We start from the raw sequence: 17,782 nt of genomic DNA, 5'->3' as shown, positions 1-17,782 counted from the left end.
TCTTAAATGTCAGCTAACAACTCATTTAAACGTGTCCTAAAAATTTACGGTTTTAGTGTTTTACTATATGCAGTAGTAATGTTCATTTCAATTATTATTCATGTAAAATTGCGTCTTGGTGATAATCCTGCTTTTCCCAAAGCTGTAATTCTAGTAATCATTGGAAGTTTTTTTTACGCCTTGTGTATTGCGATTTTAAATCTAACGCAGTTTCTCGTAATCAAATGGAAAAAACTACAGCTACTTGCCTATTTTTTTCCTGTTCTACTTTCGTTAGCAGCATATGTGTATACACTAATTTATGATGATTCCCATCCGGATTTATCAGCTAATTATTTTGCTGTCCATGCATGTACAACTGCAGTGGCGTATTATCTTTATCAAAGAAAAAAGTAGCTCTTCGTATGATTTTATATCTTTAGTCTTTTAAATTTCCTTAAAACTTTGCATGCAGAAAGAAATTAATACCGAAAACAGTACGCTTTACACCAAAAGAGCTATTGGAATTGCTACATTTATTGGCGGACCTATCGCCGCAGGATATCTTATCAGAGAAAATTATAACGAATTACAAGAAGAGTCGAAAGGAAACAACATCCTGATCATTTCAATTGTTGCAACGATTGCTCTTTTTGTTCTTATTTTTTCTATTCCTGAAAGTTTTATCAATAAAATTCCAAATGTGGTGATTCCTGCAATTTATACAGCTCTAATTACTTTTTGGGTAGAACATACTTTTGGCAGCATTTTTAAACAGCATGAAGAAAATAAATATAGCTTTTATTCTGTCTGGCGCGCTGTGGGAATTGGCGTTGTGTCTTTATTAATTATGTTGGTTGGTATTTTTGGATATGTCTATTTTTCAACGGATGTTGAGGCTGAAAATTTATATGCTGATAAAATACGACAGTTCTCTAAAAACGAACATGAATCTTTGAAATTTTTTAATCATATAGATTCCGAAAGTGATTTTGGATTGATTCTCGAATTGAATAAAAAAGTAATTCCTATATGGAAAGAAAATATTGAGATCATACAACAAGCAAACACCATAAAAAACCTTCCTTCTGTGTTGATGGAACAGAATAAAAAGTTACTTCGTTATTGTGAATTGCGCATAGAATCTTTTGAATTGCTAAAGAAAGCTCTTAGTGAAAATACGAGTAAATACGATAGTCAATTAGAGTTTGTGAATGCACAAATTGAGAAACAACTGGAACTGATCAATGAATAAAGAAAAGCGAAACATAGCTGACTTTCAAAAACATGGTTTTGCCGTTTTAGATCGCATGTATTCAGATGCAGAAATTGAAAAAATTGCACGCTGTATTGAAGAAGCATCTGAAACACAAGAGCTTGCTGAAAGTTCAAAGAATCTGTTTGCAATTCGGCAAGTGATTGCTAAAATTCCTGAACTACAACCATTGATTTTCACTGTGAAGCTTCACGAATTATTGACTTCTATTTTTGAAGAACCCTTTTTTTTGACAAAAGCTATTTATTTTGATAAACCTAGCGCATCTAATTGGTTTGTTGCCTATCATCAAGATTTGAGCATTTCTGTAGATCGTAAACAAGAAGTTTCAAGCTATATAAATTGGACCTTTAAAAAAGGGCAATATGGAGTACAACCGCCCATTGATATTTTAGAAAACATTGTCACTATACGTGTTCATTTAGACAAAACCGAAAAAGAAAATGGTGCTTTAAAAATTATTCCAAATTCACATCTGAAAGAAATTTACAGACCGGAAACCATCGATTGGGACATCGAAACCGAACATATTTGCGAAGTGGAAAAAGGCGGTGTTATGCTCATGAAACCTTTAACATTGCATGCTTCCGACAGAACTACGAATGGAAAGAAACGACGTGTGTTACATTTAGAGTTTAGCTCAAAAAAACTTACTGAGCCGTTGCAATGGCTAGAATTTCAAAAGTTTTCATTCCCTAAATAGAAAGAAAATGACCTTCCATGAAAAGTTAGAAAATTACTTCGATTCCATTCTACAGTTTAACTGGAAAACTTTTAATACGCTGAATGTTCGAGAACAAGCGAGCGATTGGAAATCGTTGTTCGATGAATTTGATCGTATAATTAGAGAAGAACATGAATTGAACGGCATCAATTTCCAAAAAACGACTGCCATGATTCAAATGTATTCTAAACAGTTTCGAGAACTTCCTATACAAAGTAGTCTCTACACTGTTATCAATAGTAGATTTATTACAAGTAGATTGTATGATATGATAAGAAACTTAGCGTTTGAAGAAGCTTTAAAAAAGTCAAATGCGCATTGTGATTGTGAACTTAGACACAAATTTGGAAGAAAACCTATTACAAAACATTTAAAAGAAATAAAGGTTTTGTATGATGGTTATTACAATCCTTCACTCCTAGAATGCTCCAACTGTAGTTTTCAATGGATTTCGTATGCTGCAGATGATTCTACAGGAGCTACTGTTTATGAAAAATACCAAGATTAAATTTATCGCAACAACGCATTTACATTTGCCTTGTACATTTTTCCAATAGGAATGATATGATCGCCAATAATGATCCGATTGCCTTCAATACTGTTAATGTGTTTCGTAGCAACTGCAAACGATTTATGAACTTGTAAAAAACCTTCATTGGGCAATAACACTATAACATCCGAAATTTTCTCGCGAATGCTAATCGTTTCTGAATCGGTAACAATTTTGGTATAATTTCCAGAAGCTTCCACATAATGAATTGTGTTCATAAACACTTGCACATATTTGTTTTGCGATTTTAAAAAAATACTTTGAGAAGTATCAGGGGTTTTCTCAACCACTGTAGCAACCGATTTTGAAGCAACATTTACCGTTTTGTTGATTGCTTTTAAAAAACGTTCAAAGGAAAAAGGCTTTAGTAAATAATCTGAGATATTTAATTCGTAACCTTCCAATGCATATTCTTGATAGGCCGTGGTTACAATTACTTTTGGCGGATTTGACAAGGTTTTTAAAAAGTCGAATCCTTTGAGTTTCGGCATGTTCAAATCTAAAAAAATCAAATCAACACTATGTTCATTCAAATATTGTATAGCTTCTAGCGCATTGTAACAGTGCTTTTTCAATTCCATATTTGGCAATACGTCACAATATCCTTTTATAATATCGTGCGCAATAGGTTCGTCGTCAATAATTAAATACGTAATCATGAAAGTTGAATGCTTAGTTGTGATTTGTATAATTCATCTTTGCTTTCAAAAGATAATGAATGTTTTTTAGGATATACCAATTCGAGACGTCGCTGCAGATTTTTCAATCCAATTCCTTTTGTTTCAGAAAGCGATACTGCGTCAAAATTGTTTTCAATCGTAAAGACAATTTCATTCGCATTCGCAGTTAAATCAATCTTTACAAAAGCTGCGTCGTATAAATTTTCTACTCCATGTTTAAAAGCGTTTTCTAGCAAAATGATAAAAAGCAACGGCATAATTTTACTATTTTCATCTTGAATATTGGTATGGAATTCTACATTGATTTCCTTGTGATAACGCATTTTATGCAATTCAATATAGTTTTGTAAATACGCCACTTCTTCTGCAATTGTGACACTCTTTTTTTGTCCGTCATAAATACTGTAACGCATCAAATCTGACAGTTTCAAAATAAGCGTTTGGGCTTTTTTAGTGTCTTTATCGACCAAACCGTATAAATTATTCAACATATTAAAGAAAAAGTGCGGATTTACCTGACTTTGCAAATGTGACACTTCCATTTTTTGTTGTTCCTTTTTCAAGATTAATGTCTCGCGAAGTTGTTTAAAAAACCAATACAGACCCAAACCGACAATGACAACAAATAGAATAATATATATCGTAAAAATTCCGACACTTACCGCTGGATGATAATTTTCTAGAAAAACCACCGCATTTTTATCAGAAGTCATTACTTCATAAACGGCAATTAGTAGCGGACATAACAAAATTATAATTCCGACATATAAGAGTATTTTTTTATAGTGTTTTTTGAATGACATAGCACAAATGTAGCTGAAAACCGATCATTCACAAAAGAAGTTGACAAACGACTTTTAATTGATGTCCTTTTGATAAAAATGTGTGACAAACGGCTTTCATCCACAAAAAAAATCAGTGTATCACTTTTGGGAAGTTGTTCAACCCAAAAACTTTTCTCGCTCGCGTTTCGCCCATAGGTTTGCGGAAACATTTAAACACACATCATCATGAAAAAACGAATTGTACGCTATGTAAAACATATTTTTTTAACCCTTTTATTTTTAGTCATTACTGCCATTGGCTTCGGATTGTATCACGGTGCGTCACTTCATTATGGCGATCATCCTTCGCGAATGAATCTTGATAAAGAAGGTCCGTATGTCTTTTATGAAAATGATTCTACACTTAGCGTGAATTACCTCAGAGGAAACAAAAAAGAAGGCTTTTACACCACAAAGAAACAGTATGCTATCCAAAGTGAAATTCCTGGCACTTGTTACTTTCCTTTAGAAAATACTTCGTTTGATTTTACGATCAACACAACCATTGAAACACCGCAGACTGTGTACAATGACAATCAACCAATTGTTGCGATTTCAGATATTGAAAGTGGCTTTAAAACGTTCCGCGATTTTCTAATCCAACAAAAAGTTATAGACACCAATTTGAATTGGATTTTTGGAAAAGGGCATTTGGTTTTAGTTGGCGACTTTGTAGATCGTGGATTTTCTACCACACAAGTTTTATGGTTTACATACAAACTAGAGCAAGAAGCAAAAAAACATGGTGGTTTGGTTCATTTCATTATCGGAAATCACGAATTAAAAAACATGCAAGCTAAGTTTGGTGCCGCTTCTCAAAAGTACTTGGCAGTTTCTGCAATTTTAGACAAGCAACAAAACGATTTGTACAGTCAAACATCATTTTTAGGAAAATGGTTGGCGAGTAAAAATGCGATCGAAAAAATAAACGGACATATTTTTGTGCATGGTGGCATTCATCCAGAAGTTGCGGAATTAGGTTTGTCTTTGGAAGAAATCAATCAAATTTCAAAAGATCATTATTACAAAGCTTATTTTCCAAAACCACAAAAAACGGCTACTGAAACCATCATTTCTACACGCAAAGGAATTTCATGGTATCGCGGATATTTTAGAGATGATTTGTCGCAAACACAAATAGATTCGCAACTAAAAACTTTTGATGCAAAATCGGTTGTGGTTGGACACACAGTACAATCACGAGTAACTTCACTCTTTGATGGAAAAGTAATCGGAATTGATGTAAAACATCCAAAAGATTATAGCAAAAGTTGGCCTAACTCACAATCGGAAGGTTTGCGCATAGAAAATGATGTTATGTATCGTTTGTTGTATGATGGAAGTAGGGAAATGTTGTAATTTAACTCTTCGATTCAAAAAAGAAAAATTGAATGAACTCTACATCCAAAACCATATGTAAATTAGAAATAATTCAAGAAAAATATTATTTTTAATGCTTATAAACCTACCAAACATTTATAGCAAACTTTAAAATAGTATTTCTCAAACACCATTTTATAAATGAAATTTCTCCTTAAACTAAGCTTATTGGCTCTTATATTCGTTACAAAAGTACAAGCCCAAGATTTAGATTTTGATGTAATCGGTTATATAGAAATTGATTCAAAGCGCATACAAAAGACAAAAATTAAAAGTATAAAAGAAGAATCTGATTGTTATGTAGATCAAGAAAAACCACCATTTACTTTTGAAGATTGTCAAAAAACATACAAAGAAAAATATGATAAAAACGGAAATCTTGTGTCTTTAAAAGTCTATGACGATGGTTCTTTAGAAACTACAAATACCTATGAATATGAGAATAATAGAATCCTCCGTATTAAAGAAGATGATGGTGAAGATGTTGAAATTAAAGTATATCGTTACAACTTGACAGGTAAATTGATGATTAAAGAAGAATATGAAAATAAAACACTAGAAAAATCAACTTCTTACAAATACAATTCGCAAGGCTTGCTTTCGGAAGAGATTTATAAAAATTTGACTTCAGAAGGTTTTGGTAGTAATCCGTATCAAAAAACAATATACAAATACAATTCAAAGGGACAGTGTACGTACAAAGGTGAATTTAATAAAGCAGGTGTAGAATTGGACGTTCGCATCTATGAATATAGCAACAATGGTTTGACCAAAATAGAAAAAGACAAACGTGATGATACGTATGTAAAACAATTTGAACAGACTAAAGATTCAAGAGGAAATATACTGGAAAGGGTTTCATATGATTACAATGGAAATCAAGAAAAAAGAATGGTTGAAACCTATGATGCAAATAACAATCGCTTAACGTATGAAGAATATGATAGCAATGATAAGTTTGTACGTAGAACCACAGAAACGTATAACAAATACAACGATCCAAAAGAATACATCTCATTTTATCCAAAAAATCACTCTAAAACAGAAGGTTCAAAAAGAATTACCAAATATTGGTACCAGTATGATAAAAAAGGAAATTGGACACAACGCGCTTCACGAGAAGATGGTGATGAATATTTTTCATATGAAATCAAACGGACTATTAGTTATTACTAGTATATAAAAGGTGCTAGATTCGACATGCTTCGCAAGTATTATTGTAAAATTAAATACAATTGAAACTGACGCTACCTAAAGATTTAACTTCAAGAAAATGATTTTGTCGTTTTAGAACGAAGATTATCTTATCAAGTTTTAGCACTTTTCTTTAAAATTCAATATCTTTCATTCAACATTAAAACCAACACCATGAAAGCTATTACCACCATCCTATGCTGTCTATTTATTACGGCCAATCTTCAAGCACAAAAAGTAGGCAAACATGTTAAAACAGACAGCCATAATTTAAGATGGTATTTAGATTATCAGAAAGCTAAAAAAGTTAGCATAGAACTCGAAAAACCCATGCTGTTATTTTTTACAGGTTCCGATTGGTGCGGCGCTTGTATTGAGTTAGAGAAGAATTATTTTTCAAAAAATGCCTTTGTCAAAATTGCTCAAAATTATGTCCTTGTAGAACTCGATTTCCCTTCAAAAGAAGCACTTGTCCGAAAAGATTATATTGATGATTATATGATGTTGCGCAAGAAATACAATGCAAAAGCGTTTCCCACAGTCATACTTTTGGATGATAAAGGAAATGTTATTGGACGTGTTTCTGGCTACAGAGGAAAAAATACCAAAAGAATTTACACCAACTTATTGAAAGCTGCTTTGGAAGCAATGTTGTAACATTGCATGCTGAATTGCTACTAAATTATATATCGAATCGTTAAATTAAACAATCAAACTCTATACTAGGAATGTATCGTATCCATTATAAACATATTTTTATTCTTTGTTTTGTAGCGCTTTTCATTTCCTGCAAACAGACCAAAAGTGAATCATTTCCTTTTCCTAATGAACACTACACAAATACTACTTTTCCCAAACCTGTTGGTTTTATAAATGATTTTGACAGTATTTTTTCTGAAGTAGAAGAAACAAACTTATTGAGACTTGTAAAAGAGCATGAAGCCAAAACCTCAAACCAAATTGCTGTTGTTACCATTAATGATTTGAAGGATTATGATGATATTGAAAAATATTCTCTGGACTTAGCAAATTATTGGGGCGTTGGGTTAAAATATAAGGACAATGGTGTTTTAATAACAGTTCACTTAAAAGCACGTAAAATTTGGATTCAGAATGGAAGTGGTATAGAAGTAAAACTAACAGACGCCGAAACTGCATACATTATAGAATCGAAAATTATTCCTGAATTTAAAAGAAACGACTATTATAAAGGAATTTACAGAGGTATTGAAGCAATCATTAAAGAGTTAACGAAAGAAGAGTAAGACTCCTTTTTTTTGATAAAAGCCTAAAAAACGTCACTTTAAGCTGTTAATTTTTAAAAATATATGCTAGATTTTATTATCTTGCAAGAACCCAATCGATCTTAATAGCCTACTATGAAATTCAAAAGTCTACTGCTTTGTATGCTTATAACGCTTTGCATTAGTTGTGAAGCCACGCATAAAATGCATACCAAATCATTTATTGGTCATCATGCCGCCAAAGCCGATTTTCCTATTCCTGTTGGATTTATCAACGATTTTGACAATATATTATCTGACGAACAAGAAACTGCACTTTTAGACGTAATTCAGCAATATAAAACGGAAACAAATAACGAGATTGTCATTGTTACCTTGACTTCTATTCAAGATTATACAGGCTTAGTAGAGTATTCTTTAGATTTAGCGAACCATTGGGACGTTGGGCAAAAAGAAAAAAACAATGGTGTTTTAATTGCCTTGTACATGAAAGATCGCCGCGTTTGGATTCATAATGGTGTTGGTGTTATGCACAAACTCACAGACGAAGAATCACTCGATATTATCAATACGATTATTGTACCTGAGTTTAAGAAAAATGATTTTTATAATGGCTTCCAAAAAGGGATCAAAGCTGTTATTGATGAACTTGATTCACACTAAATCTTAATACTTACTTAATATTATCTTAGTGTATCTTCATGCTAATCTGGTTATCTTTAGTTAGATAAAATAGAATCATGAAACGTAAAACCGTATTTCTTTACATAACAATACTTTTTCTAGTCTTTGCTTGTTCCACTAAAAATAGTGTTTGTGGCTTGGAAATAGCTATGGGAGATCGTCAAAAAATTCCAAGTACTGTTAAGATTAGCGAAAAATTCATCATAGCAGATACCACTGTCGTTAGTGTCTCTGGAAAGATATATGGAGACGATTTAATCGGATTAGACAAATTTGAACCCGAAAATCTACTACCCTTTGCAAATGTAGTTTTGACAGATATAAAAACGCAACAGGTTTTTGGAGAAACAACAGATTTGGAAGGTGCATACAATTTCACAATTCCTGCTGGAACATATCAACTAAAAATTGCATTCGTTAGCTTTAACTCCATCATTATCGATAGTTTGAAATTAGGAACAGGCGAAATATTCAACCTTTCGGCACAGCTAGGAATTGGAATGGATCAAGAATATTTTCAAATCCAAACAAGCAAATTTGATAGAAAAATTAGTCCACAAGCAAATTAATGCTTCATTGTCTTTGCGACATTATCTTCGTCTAAAATTTCGTTGGTTTCTTCCTGTACTTTTTTAAGAATTTCTTGTAAATCAGCTGTCGTGTCAATTTCGTCATCCGCAATCATATTTAATAATGCTTTGTCTTGCGCACGACCAATTTCCATCGCTTTGCTGTATGGCATGTCTTCATTGAACGTTACCATTGAATATTTAGAGAAATACTGCGCCGGAAACGTTTTTTCCAAATCCATTTCTAACTTACGCTTTTCTTTAAAAATCGGATTTGCCACATGATCGCGCATTTCGTAATAATTGTCAATCGCTAAATCGGCAATTGCATCTGTATCTTTTTTACGCGTTTTTTCATAGGCTTTAAACACTGCTTGCCAATCGCCTTCATGCTTGTCTAACACTTCGTTAAACACTACAACATCTTCAAAAGAAGCATTCATTCCTTGTCCATAAAACGGTACTATTGCATGTGCTGCATCGCCCATTAACAAGGTATTATTTTTATACGACCAAGGTGAACATTTTACTGTTCCTAATGGCGAAGTTGGGTTTTCAAAGTATTCTTTTGTCAACTCAGGAATCAACGGTACTAAGTCTGGAAACTGTTCTTCAAAGAATTCTTGCACACGTGCTTCTGTGGTTAGATTGTTAAAATTGTATTCGCCTTCATCATACGACAAAAATAATGTGACTGTAAAACTTCCGTCCAAGTTTGGCAAAGCAATAATCATATACTCACCGCGTGGCCAAATATGCAATGCATTTTTCTCAGTACGGAATCCGCCTGTGGCTGTTGGTGGAATGCTCAATTCTTTATATCCATGATTGAGATAATTCTGCGAGTAACTGAATAAAAATTTACGTTCTAAGTAGTAACTTTTACGCAAAATTGAACCTGCGCCATCTGTTCCAATAATTACATCTGCTTTTTGAGTAAATTCTTTTTTGGTTTCATAACAATAGAACGTCGCAATATTGTCTTCAATATCAATGGCTGTACATTTTTTATTGAAGATAATCTCAACGGCTTCATGTGCTTCTGCTTCCGTTAATAATAATGCGTTTAAATCGCCTCGTGAAATCGAATTGATATATTCATCTTCACGACCGGAATAGTTAGACATAAACGTATTGCTGTGAATATCATGAACCAAACGTCCGTGCATCGGGATACATAAAGGCATCACTTTATCGGCAATTCCTACCATATTCATGGCTTTAATTCCTCTGTCTGAAAATGCTAAGTTGATCGATCTTCCAGCAGAAATATCAACTTTTCGCAAATCGGGACGACTTTCCATCACGGTTACTTTATAACCACGTTGTCCTAAACGCAGCGCTAATAAAGATCCGCACAAACCTGCGCCAACAATGAGTATATTTTCTTTCGCATTCATGTTATAAGCATTTTTTAAGTTCGTCTACCATTTTGTAAACATCTTCAAAAGTATTGTATAATGGAACTGGCGCACAACGAATTACGTCAGGTTCACGCCAATCGGAAATGATGTGTTTGTCTATGAGTTTTTGATGCAGTGATTTATCTGCATTTTTGACTTGAATCGATAATTGACAACCTCTTTCATTAGGATTTGAAGGTGTAATAATTTTGATGCGATCTGTATCTACTTCATTAATTAAGTATTCAAAATACGCCGTCAAGGTTTCTGATTTTTCGCGTAAAGCGTCCATTCCGACTTCATTAAACATATCGAGCGACGCTTTGATGGCTGCCATCGATAATATTGGCGGATTACTCAATTGCCAACTTTCAGCTCCTGGAATCGGATTAAAATCGTAACGCATGTTGAAACGAGTTTCCTTATCGTGTCCCCACCAACCTGCAAATCGATTCAATTCTTTGTTGTGCGCGTGTTTTTCGTGCACAAACAATCCAGCCAAACTTCCTGGACCTGAGTTTAAATATTTGTACGTACACCAAGCTGCAAAATCTACATTCGAATCGTGTAAATTCGGTTGAATATTTCCAGCACCATGCGCCAAATCAATTCCAACCATTGCGCCTTTTGCATGACCGAGTTCCGCTATTTTTTTGATATCAAGATATTGTCCTGTGTAATAGTTAACGCCACCAATCATCAACAATGCAATTTCGTCGCCTTGTTCCTCCAAGATGGTTTCTAAATCTTCCATACGAAGCAATTCTTCGCCTTCACGTGGCTTCCATTCTAGCAATCCTTCTTTTGGATCGAATCCATGAAATTTAAGTTGCGATTCTACCGCATAACGATCTGACGGAAACGCATCACTTTCAATGACAATTTTAAATTTCGTTTTTGTCGGTTGATAAAAAGAAACCATCAACAAGTGTAAATTCGTTGTCAATGTGTTCATGATTACCACTTCTATAGGTTTTGCACCTACAATTTTTGCCATGTTTTCCGTGAGGAATTCATGATACGGCATCCAAGGATTTTTAGCATCAAAATGACCTTCTACACCTAAATTTGCCCAATCACTTAACTCTTGTTGAATATATTCTTGGGTAATTTTTGGTTGTAATCCCAGTGAATTTCCACAAAAATATAACCACTCATTCCCATCAGCATCTTTGGGAATGTGAAATTTTGTTCGGTAGTTTTTTAGAGGATCTTTTGCGTCTTGTTCTTGCGCGAACGCCAATGTATTTTGAAACATATTGAATGCTATTTTCCTCAAAAATACGTATTCCATTTTGGTAATAAAAAGATATCAATCATTTTGTAAATTACTTTTTATGGGTTTGTTTATTTTTGTACAAATTAAAGAGATATGCATTTTATTCCAGAAGCTTTAGATGAGTATGTTGTTGCCCATTCTGAGAACGAACCTGAATTATTGAAAGCACTGACACGTGAAACGTATCAAAAGATATTGCAACCGCGTATGTTGAGCGGACATTATCAAGGAAGAGTGTTGAGTATGTTGGCTAAGTTGATTCGACCGAAAACAATTTTAGAGATTGGGACATATACAGGATATTCGGCATTGTGTTTGGCAGAAGGCATGCAAACGAAAGGCGAATTACATACAATTGATATCAACGAAGAGTTGCACGATTTTCAACGCAAATATTTTGATGCTTCTAATTATGGAAGTCAAATTCACCAGTATACAGGAAATGCTTTAGAGATTATTCCAGAAATGGACACTACTTTCGATTTGGTTTTTATTGATGCTGATAAACCGAATTATCCCGCATATTTTCATGCTATTATTGAAAAGATGAATCCGAATGGTATCATTTTATCCGATAATGTATTGTGGAGCGGCAAGGTAATTCAAGAGTTACAAAAGAATGATATTTCTACAAAAGCACTTTTAGAATACAATAAACTTTTAAAAGATGATCCGCGTGTTGAAACTGTGGTATTGCCTATTAGAGACGGATTGACGATTAGTAGAGTTCTGTAGTTAGATTGTTAGACTTGCGCTGCTCTTAGACTTGTTCCCGCGTAGGCGGGAATCTCTTAGACCGCTTTCGCTGTTAGATACTAGATCGCTTCGCTACTAGAATTTTAGACATGTTAGATACGTCATTGCGAGAAGCATAGCGACGTGGCAATCTGTTTCTTTTATAATAGCATTTTCTTTGTTTTGATTTTTAGAGTTTTTGCCTGTGTATTCATTTCAATAACATCTGACAAAATATATAAAAGCCGTTTCAATACGTATTGAAACGGCTTTATTTTAAATTTTATGATTTTGTTTTTAGAGCTTATTATTTTTTAATAAACTTCCTTGTCACGATGGTTTCTCCTGAAACAAATCTTATAAAGTAAGTACCCGTTGTGAAATTGGAAACATTAATGCTTGAACCATTTTCAAGTTTTGACATTTCTTTCACTAACATTCCAAACGCAGAGAATATTTTGATGTTATCGACTGGTAAGTCTAACGTATTCACTTTAAGAATGTCTTGTGCTGGATTTGGATATACTGTAAATCCTTCGTCATCTTCCGTACTTAAATCATGTGTACTGATGGCTTGCGGTTCTGGTGTTTTCTTATCCACTTGTCGCGTACCATTAACAACTCGGCTACGACCTGTATTTCCAGTAATTGTCACTGCATCTATATAAACGCGATCTCCATTACCACTTGCATCACATCTAAATCTGAATCGTGCATCAGTAGTAAAGTTGAGTTGAGCTACATCTAGTGTTACCGTAGACGTATAGAATAAATCATTTTCAAATTCTGATCCACGAGCCCAAGTAGCTACTGTTTGCCATCCAGAACCATCGTTGTATTGAAGCCAGAAATCTTCGTTATTTTCCATACTATTTGGGAAGAAGAAGAATTCAACATCAACTGTTTGGAAACTTGTCAAATCAAATGCTTCCGACGTCATTGTAGAACTGTTAGTATTGTCTCTTAATCTAATTGAATACAATCCTTCGTATGAACGTGTTCCTTGGTAACGGAAACTATCGCTTCCACCATCAATCCAGTTATCCCAACCTGTTTCAAAGAATCCTTGCGTAAGTATTACACTTCCTGTAGAACATGGATCACAGAACGAACCTCCACAATCAACTCCTTCTTCGTCTCCATTTTGAATTCCATCATCACAAGTTGGTCCTCCAGTACCATCTTGTAAAATAACCGTATAATCTTCTACTTCACCATAGGTAAAGGTTTCACAAGCTGTTGGAATGCCATTGTACTTCATAGATACTCGCATTCTTGTTGCTCCATTAATGGCAGAACTTGGAACTGTAAAGCTTCCACTAACAGGTGTATTTGTTGTTGCTGCTTGTGTCCAAACTTGCTCGCCTGAATCTGCAAAATCTCCATCTTGATTGTAATCAATCCATACTGAATATCCTTCACTAAAAACAGTTCCTGTCCAAGTTGGCGTCACTGTTATGGTGTATTGTGAATCTTTATCAAGTGTTGTTGAAATTCCTGTAAAATCAGTGTAAAACTGACCTCCTGAAGCATTGTCGATCGTATTTAACTGTACACGACCAATAAATTCATCACTAATATCTTGACTTTGCGAGTCGCAATATGTTATTTGAACATCTAATGTTAGTACAGTCACAGTATTACTATTTCCAGAAGTATTTCCTGCACCATCTCTCGCTACTACATAAAAATCATAACTTGTTAACGCAGTTAATCCTGTTACTGTATACGAATTTCCAGAAGCTGTACCAATTAAGTTACCATCTTGATATACATCATATCCATTTACAGCTACATTATCTGTAGAAGCTGTCCATGACAAGTCTGTTGTTGTATCTGTTGTATTAGACGCAGATAGATTTGTTGGTGTTGATGGTGCTTCTGTATCTGGTGGTCCTGCTTCTACTTTGAATGCTGCTACGTGACTTTTTCGAACATTGCTTCCTGGTCCTTTCATATATTCGGCAATGTGCCAGAACGTCATATCATCCACAGGATCGACCGTTAATTGAGCATAATCTCCATAACGTCCGTCAAATCTATTGTTTTGTGCATCACCATCTACAATATTTTGTTCTGCGATGGTCATGGTACCTAAAGGATCGGATACTTGACGTCCCGTATAACGTAAGGACGTAAATACGGTACTACTTACAATCGTATATGCAAGTCCAATGTTTCCTTGAGCATCCATACTGATACTACCACAAAAAGTACTGTAGTTTGGTTGAGAATAGGTTCCTTCTTGATAAATTGTCCAAGGTTGTCCATCTGCAGTTTGTCTTAATTCATACCATCTAATTCCTGATTTACTATCATTTCCGCTTACATCGACTGCAAAGTTTAATACTGCAGAATTGTACGAACCAAATCGTCTGTAATTTGTCATATACATCATGGTTGCTTGTAAAGCATCAATATCAGGTCCATTTCCAGGCTCGTCTAGATTTTGGAACGATCCATTATCAAATACGGAATCGAAAGGAGCTGTATTAATTACTTGTGGAGACGATATAGAAGAACTTCCTGGATTGCTCCAGTTTACACTTACATTCCATACTTTTAAATGATCTTGTGAAATACCTGACCAAGCATCATCTTGTAAATATACAATTGGTTGTGGTGTTCCAACGGGCGGTAAGTTTGGTCCAATACAGTTAAATCCTCCTGGACTGTAAAAACCACTCGTAGCTGCATTTGGGAGTGGAAATCCTACGATTTGTGCATTTGGATTTCCTGTCAGCATTTCATCTCTTTCCAATGCATATACAACATCACTATTGCTAACATTTCCAGAATCTTTGTTTGCTGTTATATAATAACCATCACTCCATACAGACATTTTTTCATAATCTGGAAAAGAGCCTGTATTGAAACGATACGTATACCATCCATCATTTACTGGATCTGGTCCTTGACAAACGGCTATTAAAATACCATTAGGCGTATCACTAAATTGCATAATAACAAAACGATCTGCATAGCGATCATACACTACTACTGGATCTCCTAAATCTTCATTAGGAAATAAGGTTGCTAAGGAAGCTTCTGGAACTAATACATTTCCTGATCTGTCTAAAATACCAAATCCTGAGTTGAATGCATACACATAATGATTTGGACCAATAGCACCCGTGGGATCGTTAAGTACTGTTCCTGTGTGTGCAGGAAAATCGATTACTGGTGCTCTACCCGCAGATTTTGGCACACTTGATTGTCGTTGAAGTAATGGATCGCGTCCCATAGGAAGACCTTTGCCCTCAATTGTGGTATTACTTCCTCTCCGTTTCGGAGGTGCCACATGTTCTTGTCCTTTAGCTGCAATAATATTATCCATTTTGGATAACGCTGGAACTTCCACCATGTAAGCAGCCTTTGATGTAGATGATGCTTTTAATGAGCCTGGTTTTTGTGCTTGAACACTAAACACACTCATGAAAAACAACAACAAAAAATAGTTTGTTTTCATAAATACTGGGTTAATTTGGTTATGGTTAATTTGTAGGGCTATTTAATTGTTTTACCAATTGATCTTTCAAGGTAAATATTTTTTTTGGCAAGAGACACGGTTTTTCTTGTACAAAAAGTAGGGTCAAAACGTAACAAAAATTACGTAAAATGTTTATTTTAAAACACTTGCCAAATAAAAACACACAATACAGTTCATTAGAAACCATAAAAAAACTCTCGCCATTACGACGAGAGTTTCTCCCTATTTACTAAACTAAATATGCCAACTGTTCTATTGAACTGCTTGCAATGCGTCTATATTTCCATATCCATACTGAGAGTTTCTGTTTGGATAGAAATCTGCAGATTGTTTCAATCTGTTTAATACCTGTGTTTTTGACCAGCTAGGATGTCTTGACCATACTAAAGCCGCAATTCCTGCTGTTGTTGCCGTTGCTACTGATGAACCACCTACATAATCTGTTTGGTTGTTATAGTAACTTAATACCGGCATTGTTCTACTTCCGTTGCCATCACGTTGCATTACAACTGTGAAATCAATTTTGTTTCCTTTGTGGCAAATATCGCATTCTTCATAGTAGTTTGCATCAGTTACACCTGTTACAGCTACTGTTTCATCCATCCATGCTGGAAATATTACACCTACAAAGTTAGTGAAACTTGTTGAAGTTCCACCCGCTGCGAAGATTAATTTTCCACGATTATTTGCATATCGCACCGCATCCTTGATTCTACCTACAGAAAAGATGTGTCCAATTGACATTGAAATTACCTTTACATCGCTTCTATTTCCTAAAGCTGTTAATGCATTTGCTACACCTCTTTGTTCGTGATAACCGTCTAAAAGTACATTTTTTGTTCCACGATAGCTAATTAAATTTGCATTATATGCAACTCCAACAGGCATTCCGTTGTTATTTCTTGGTGCTGTAGCCACTGCTGTCATGCTTGTTCCATGACCACAACGATCATTTGGACCATCGGTTCTTCTGGACCATGGCCACCATGAATCTACATATGTTCCAAATTTTTGAACGAACCTTCCAGAAGAATATCCATCATTGAAGTTTCCGTTCATTAATGAATTGTTTGGTGTTAAACCAGTGTCAATCACACCAATTCCAACACCAGCTCCCGTACTGTAGCTCCATGCTGCAGGAATGTTATGTTCGTAAAATCCCCACGGAACTTTTGCGCCAGGTGCAATGGTGGTATAATCTGCAGAATTCAATGTTTCGGCATCATATCCGCAACCTGCGCCAGATTTAGCCGTTACTTCATATTCTAAATATCTGTAGCCTGTTGGTTCAATATAACGAATTCCTTTTTGCGATAGTAAATCTACTACGGTTTCTAAATTTTCAACTTTGACATCAATGATGTTGAGTTTATCATCCTCTTCAATTAAAAAATCGCTCGTTTTCTTTTGTCCATTGCCATCTATAGCTGCAATGCGTTGAATGAGTCGATCTCTAATTCCATCTGCACTCGAATTTTCTTTATTAAAATCATTTTCATCATTTCCATATCCAATAGTTAGGATTTGATCTCCATGAACAGTAGCACTCCATATGGTATGTGCATCCATATTTGTCCATTCAAATCGTTCACGACTAGAAACAGTCTCGTTGATTTTAGCATTAATTTGAGTTGGAGTAAGTGGCGTACGTTGCAAAGTAACAACATTGCTTTCTTCTTCTATGGTTTCGATGTTAGCATCTTTAGAACAAGAAATCACGCCGAAAGCAGCCATAAGAACGGCTAATTTCAGGTTAAGGTTTTTCATACTT

General features: G+C 34.7%; 17 protein-coding genes. 11 read left to right on the top strand and 6 right to left on the bottom strand.

The features are described 5' to 3' along the window. Window positions 1-6: 6 nt before the first annotated feature. Genes Q0845_RS10275 through Q0845_RS10260 form a run of 4 tightly spaced genes read left to right on the top strand, consistent with a single transcriptional unit; the run spans window position 7 to window position 2,487 of the window. Window positions 7-396 carry a hypothetical protein gene (locus Q0845_RS10275; protein ID WP_298512500.1) on the top strand — a complete coding sequence of 130 codons (390 nt, stop codon included), beginning with the start codon at window positions 7-9 and terminating at the stop codon, window positions 394-396. A 52-nt stretch (window positions 397-448) separates the two neighbouring features. Then, entirely contained in the window at window positions 449-1,234 is a 786-nt protein-coding gene (locus Q0845_RS10270) for a hypothetical protein (RefSeq protein WP_298512498.1), read from the top strand. Continuing rightward, the gene (locus Q0845_RS10265) at window positions 1,227-1,958 is read left to right on the top strand and encodes a phytanoyl-CoA dioxygenase family protein (protein ID WP_298512496.1); all 732 of its coding nucleotides are present in this window, start codon (window positions 1,227-1,229) and stop codon (window positions 1,956-1,958) included. Before Q0845_RS10270 ends, Q0845_RS10265 begins: the two co-directional genes overlap by 8 nt. A 7-nt stretch (window positions 1,959-1,965) precedes the next feature. Then, a complete protein-coding gene (locus tag Q0845_RS10260) occupies window positions 1,966-2,487 on the top strand; it encodes a hypothetical protein (protein ID WP_298512494.1) in 522 nt (173 codons plus the stop codon). Window positions 2,488-2,489: 2 nt separating this feature from the next. Here the strand turns inward: Q0845_RS10260 and Q0845_RS10255 are convergent, their stop codons facing one another. Both Q0845_RS10255 and Q0845_RS10250 read right to left on the bottom strand, forming a co-directional pair. Next, window positions 2,490-3,188 carry a LytTR family DNA-binding domain-containing protein gene (locus Q0845_RS10255; protein WP_298512491.1) on the bottom strand — a complete coding sequence of 233 codons (699 nt, stop codon included), beginning with the start codon at window positions 3,186-3,188 and terminating at the stop codon, window positions 2,490-2,492. Next, window positions 3,185-4,012, bottom strand: a complete 828-nt coding sequence (locus Q0845_RS10250; RefSeq protein WP_298512489.1) for a sensor histidine kinase — start codon at window positions 4,010-4,012, stop codon at window positions 3,185-3,187. Before Q0845_RS10250 ends, Q0845_RS10255 begins: the two co-directional genes overlap by 4 nt. A gap of 207 nt (window positions 4,013-4,219) precedes the next feature. On the opposite strand from Q0845_RS10250, the gene Q0845_RS10245 reads away from it, so the two are divergent. The 6 genes from Q0845_RS10245 to Q0845_RS10220 all read left to right on the top strand — a co-directional run bounded on the left by Q0845_RS10245 (window position 4,220) and on the right by Q0845_RS10220 (window position 9,104). Next, entirely contained in the window at window positions 4,220-5,392 is a 1,173-nt protein-coding gene (locus Q0845_RS10245) for a metallophosphoesterase (RefSeq protein WP_298512487.1), read from the top strand. 162 nt (window positions 5,393-5,554) lie between these two features. After that, window positions 5,555-6,589 (top strand): hypothetical protein, encoded by a 1,035-nt coding sequence (locus Q0845_RS10240; RefSeq protein ID WP_298512486.1) that lies wholly within the window; start codon window positions 5,555-5,557, stop codon window positions 6,587-6,589. Between the two features lie 192 nt (window positions 6,590-6,781). Then, window positions 6,782-7,264, top strand: a complete 483-nt coding sequence (locus Q0845_RS10235) for a thioredoxin family protein (protein ID WP_298512484.1) — start codon at window positions 6,782-6,784, stop codon at window positions 7,262-7,264. A 71-nt stretch (window positions 7,265-7,335) separates the two neighbouring features. After that, window positions 7,336-7,872: a YgcG family protein gene (locus Q0845_RS10230; RefSeq protein WP_298512482.1), complete on the top strand. Its 537-nt coding sequence runs from the start codon at window positions 7,336-7,338 to the stop codon at window positions 7,870-7,872. 141 nt (window positions 7,873-8,013) lie between these two features. Next, the gene (locus Q0845_RS10225) at window positions 8,014-8,514 is read left to right on the top strand and encodes a YgcG family protein (protein WP_298512480.1); all 501 of its coding nucleotides are present in this window, start codon (window positions 8,014-8,016) and stop codon (window positions 8,512-8,514) included. Between the two features lie 77 nt (window positions 8,515-8,591). Next, window positions 8,592-9,104, top strand: a complete 513-nt coding sequence (locus Q0845_RS10220; protein ID WP_298512478.1) for a carboxypeptidase-like regulatory domain-containing protein — start codon at window positions 8,592-8,594, stop codon at window positions 9,102-9,104. Here Q0845_RS10220 and Q0845_RS10215 read toward each other — a convergent pair. Both Q0845_RS10215 and kynU read right to left on the bottom strand, forming a co-directional pair. Further along, on the bottom strand, window positions 9,101-10,504 hold the full coding sequence (locus tag Q0845_RS10215) for an NAD(P)/FAD-dependent oxidoreductase (RefSeq protein WP_298512476.1): 1,404 nt from the start codon (window positions 10,502-10,504) through the stop codon (window positions 9,101-9,103). The two genes, Q0845_RS10220 and Q0845_RS10215, sit on opposite strands and share 4 nt — an antisense overlap. 1 nt (window position 10,505) lies before the next feature. Continuing rightward, the gene (kynU, locus tag Q0845_RS10210) at window positions 10,506-11,801 is read right to left on the bottom strand and encodes a kynureninase (RefSeq protein ID WP_298512474.1); all 1,296 of its coding nucleotides are present in this window, start codon (window positions 11,799-11,801) and stop codon (window positions 10,506-10,508) included. Window positions 11,802-11,879: 78 nt separating this feature from the next. Here kynU and Q0845_RS10205 point away from each other — a divergent pair, with 78 nt between their 5' ends. Beyond that, window positions 11,880-12,521, top strand: a complete 642-nt coding sequence (locus Q0845_RS10205) for an O-methyltransferase (protein WP_298512472.1) — start codon at window positions 11,880-11,882, stop codon at window positions 12,519-12,521. 307 nt (window positions 12,522-12,828) lie between these two features. Here Q0845_RS10205 and Q0845_RS10200 read toward each other — a convergent pair whose 3' ends face one another. Continuing rightward, the gene (locus tag Q0845_RS10200) at window positions 12,829-15,990 is read right to left on the bottom strand and encodes a GEVED domain-containing protein (protein WP_298512470.1); all 3,162 of its coding nucleotides are present in this window, start codon (window positions 15,988-15,990) and stop codon (window positions 12,829-12,831) included. A 273-nt stretch (window positions 15,991-16,263) separates the two neighbouring features. Beyond that, complete coding sequence (locus Q0845_RS10195) at window positions 16,264-17,778, bottom strand: S8 family serine peptidase (protein ID WP_298512467.1); 1,515 nt, start codon at window positions 17,776-17,778, stop codon at window positions 16,264-16,266. Window positions 17,779-17,782: the final 4 nt, after the last annotated feature.

The sequence above is a fragment of the uncultured Kordia sp. genome (assembly GCF_947489565.1).
Classification (GTDB): Bacteria; Bacteroidota; Bacteroidia; order Flavobacteriales; family Flavobacteriaceae; genus Kordia.
This window is presented reverse-complemented; position numbering and strand designations above follow the sequence as displayed.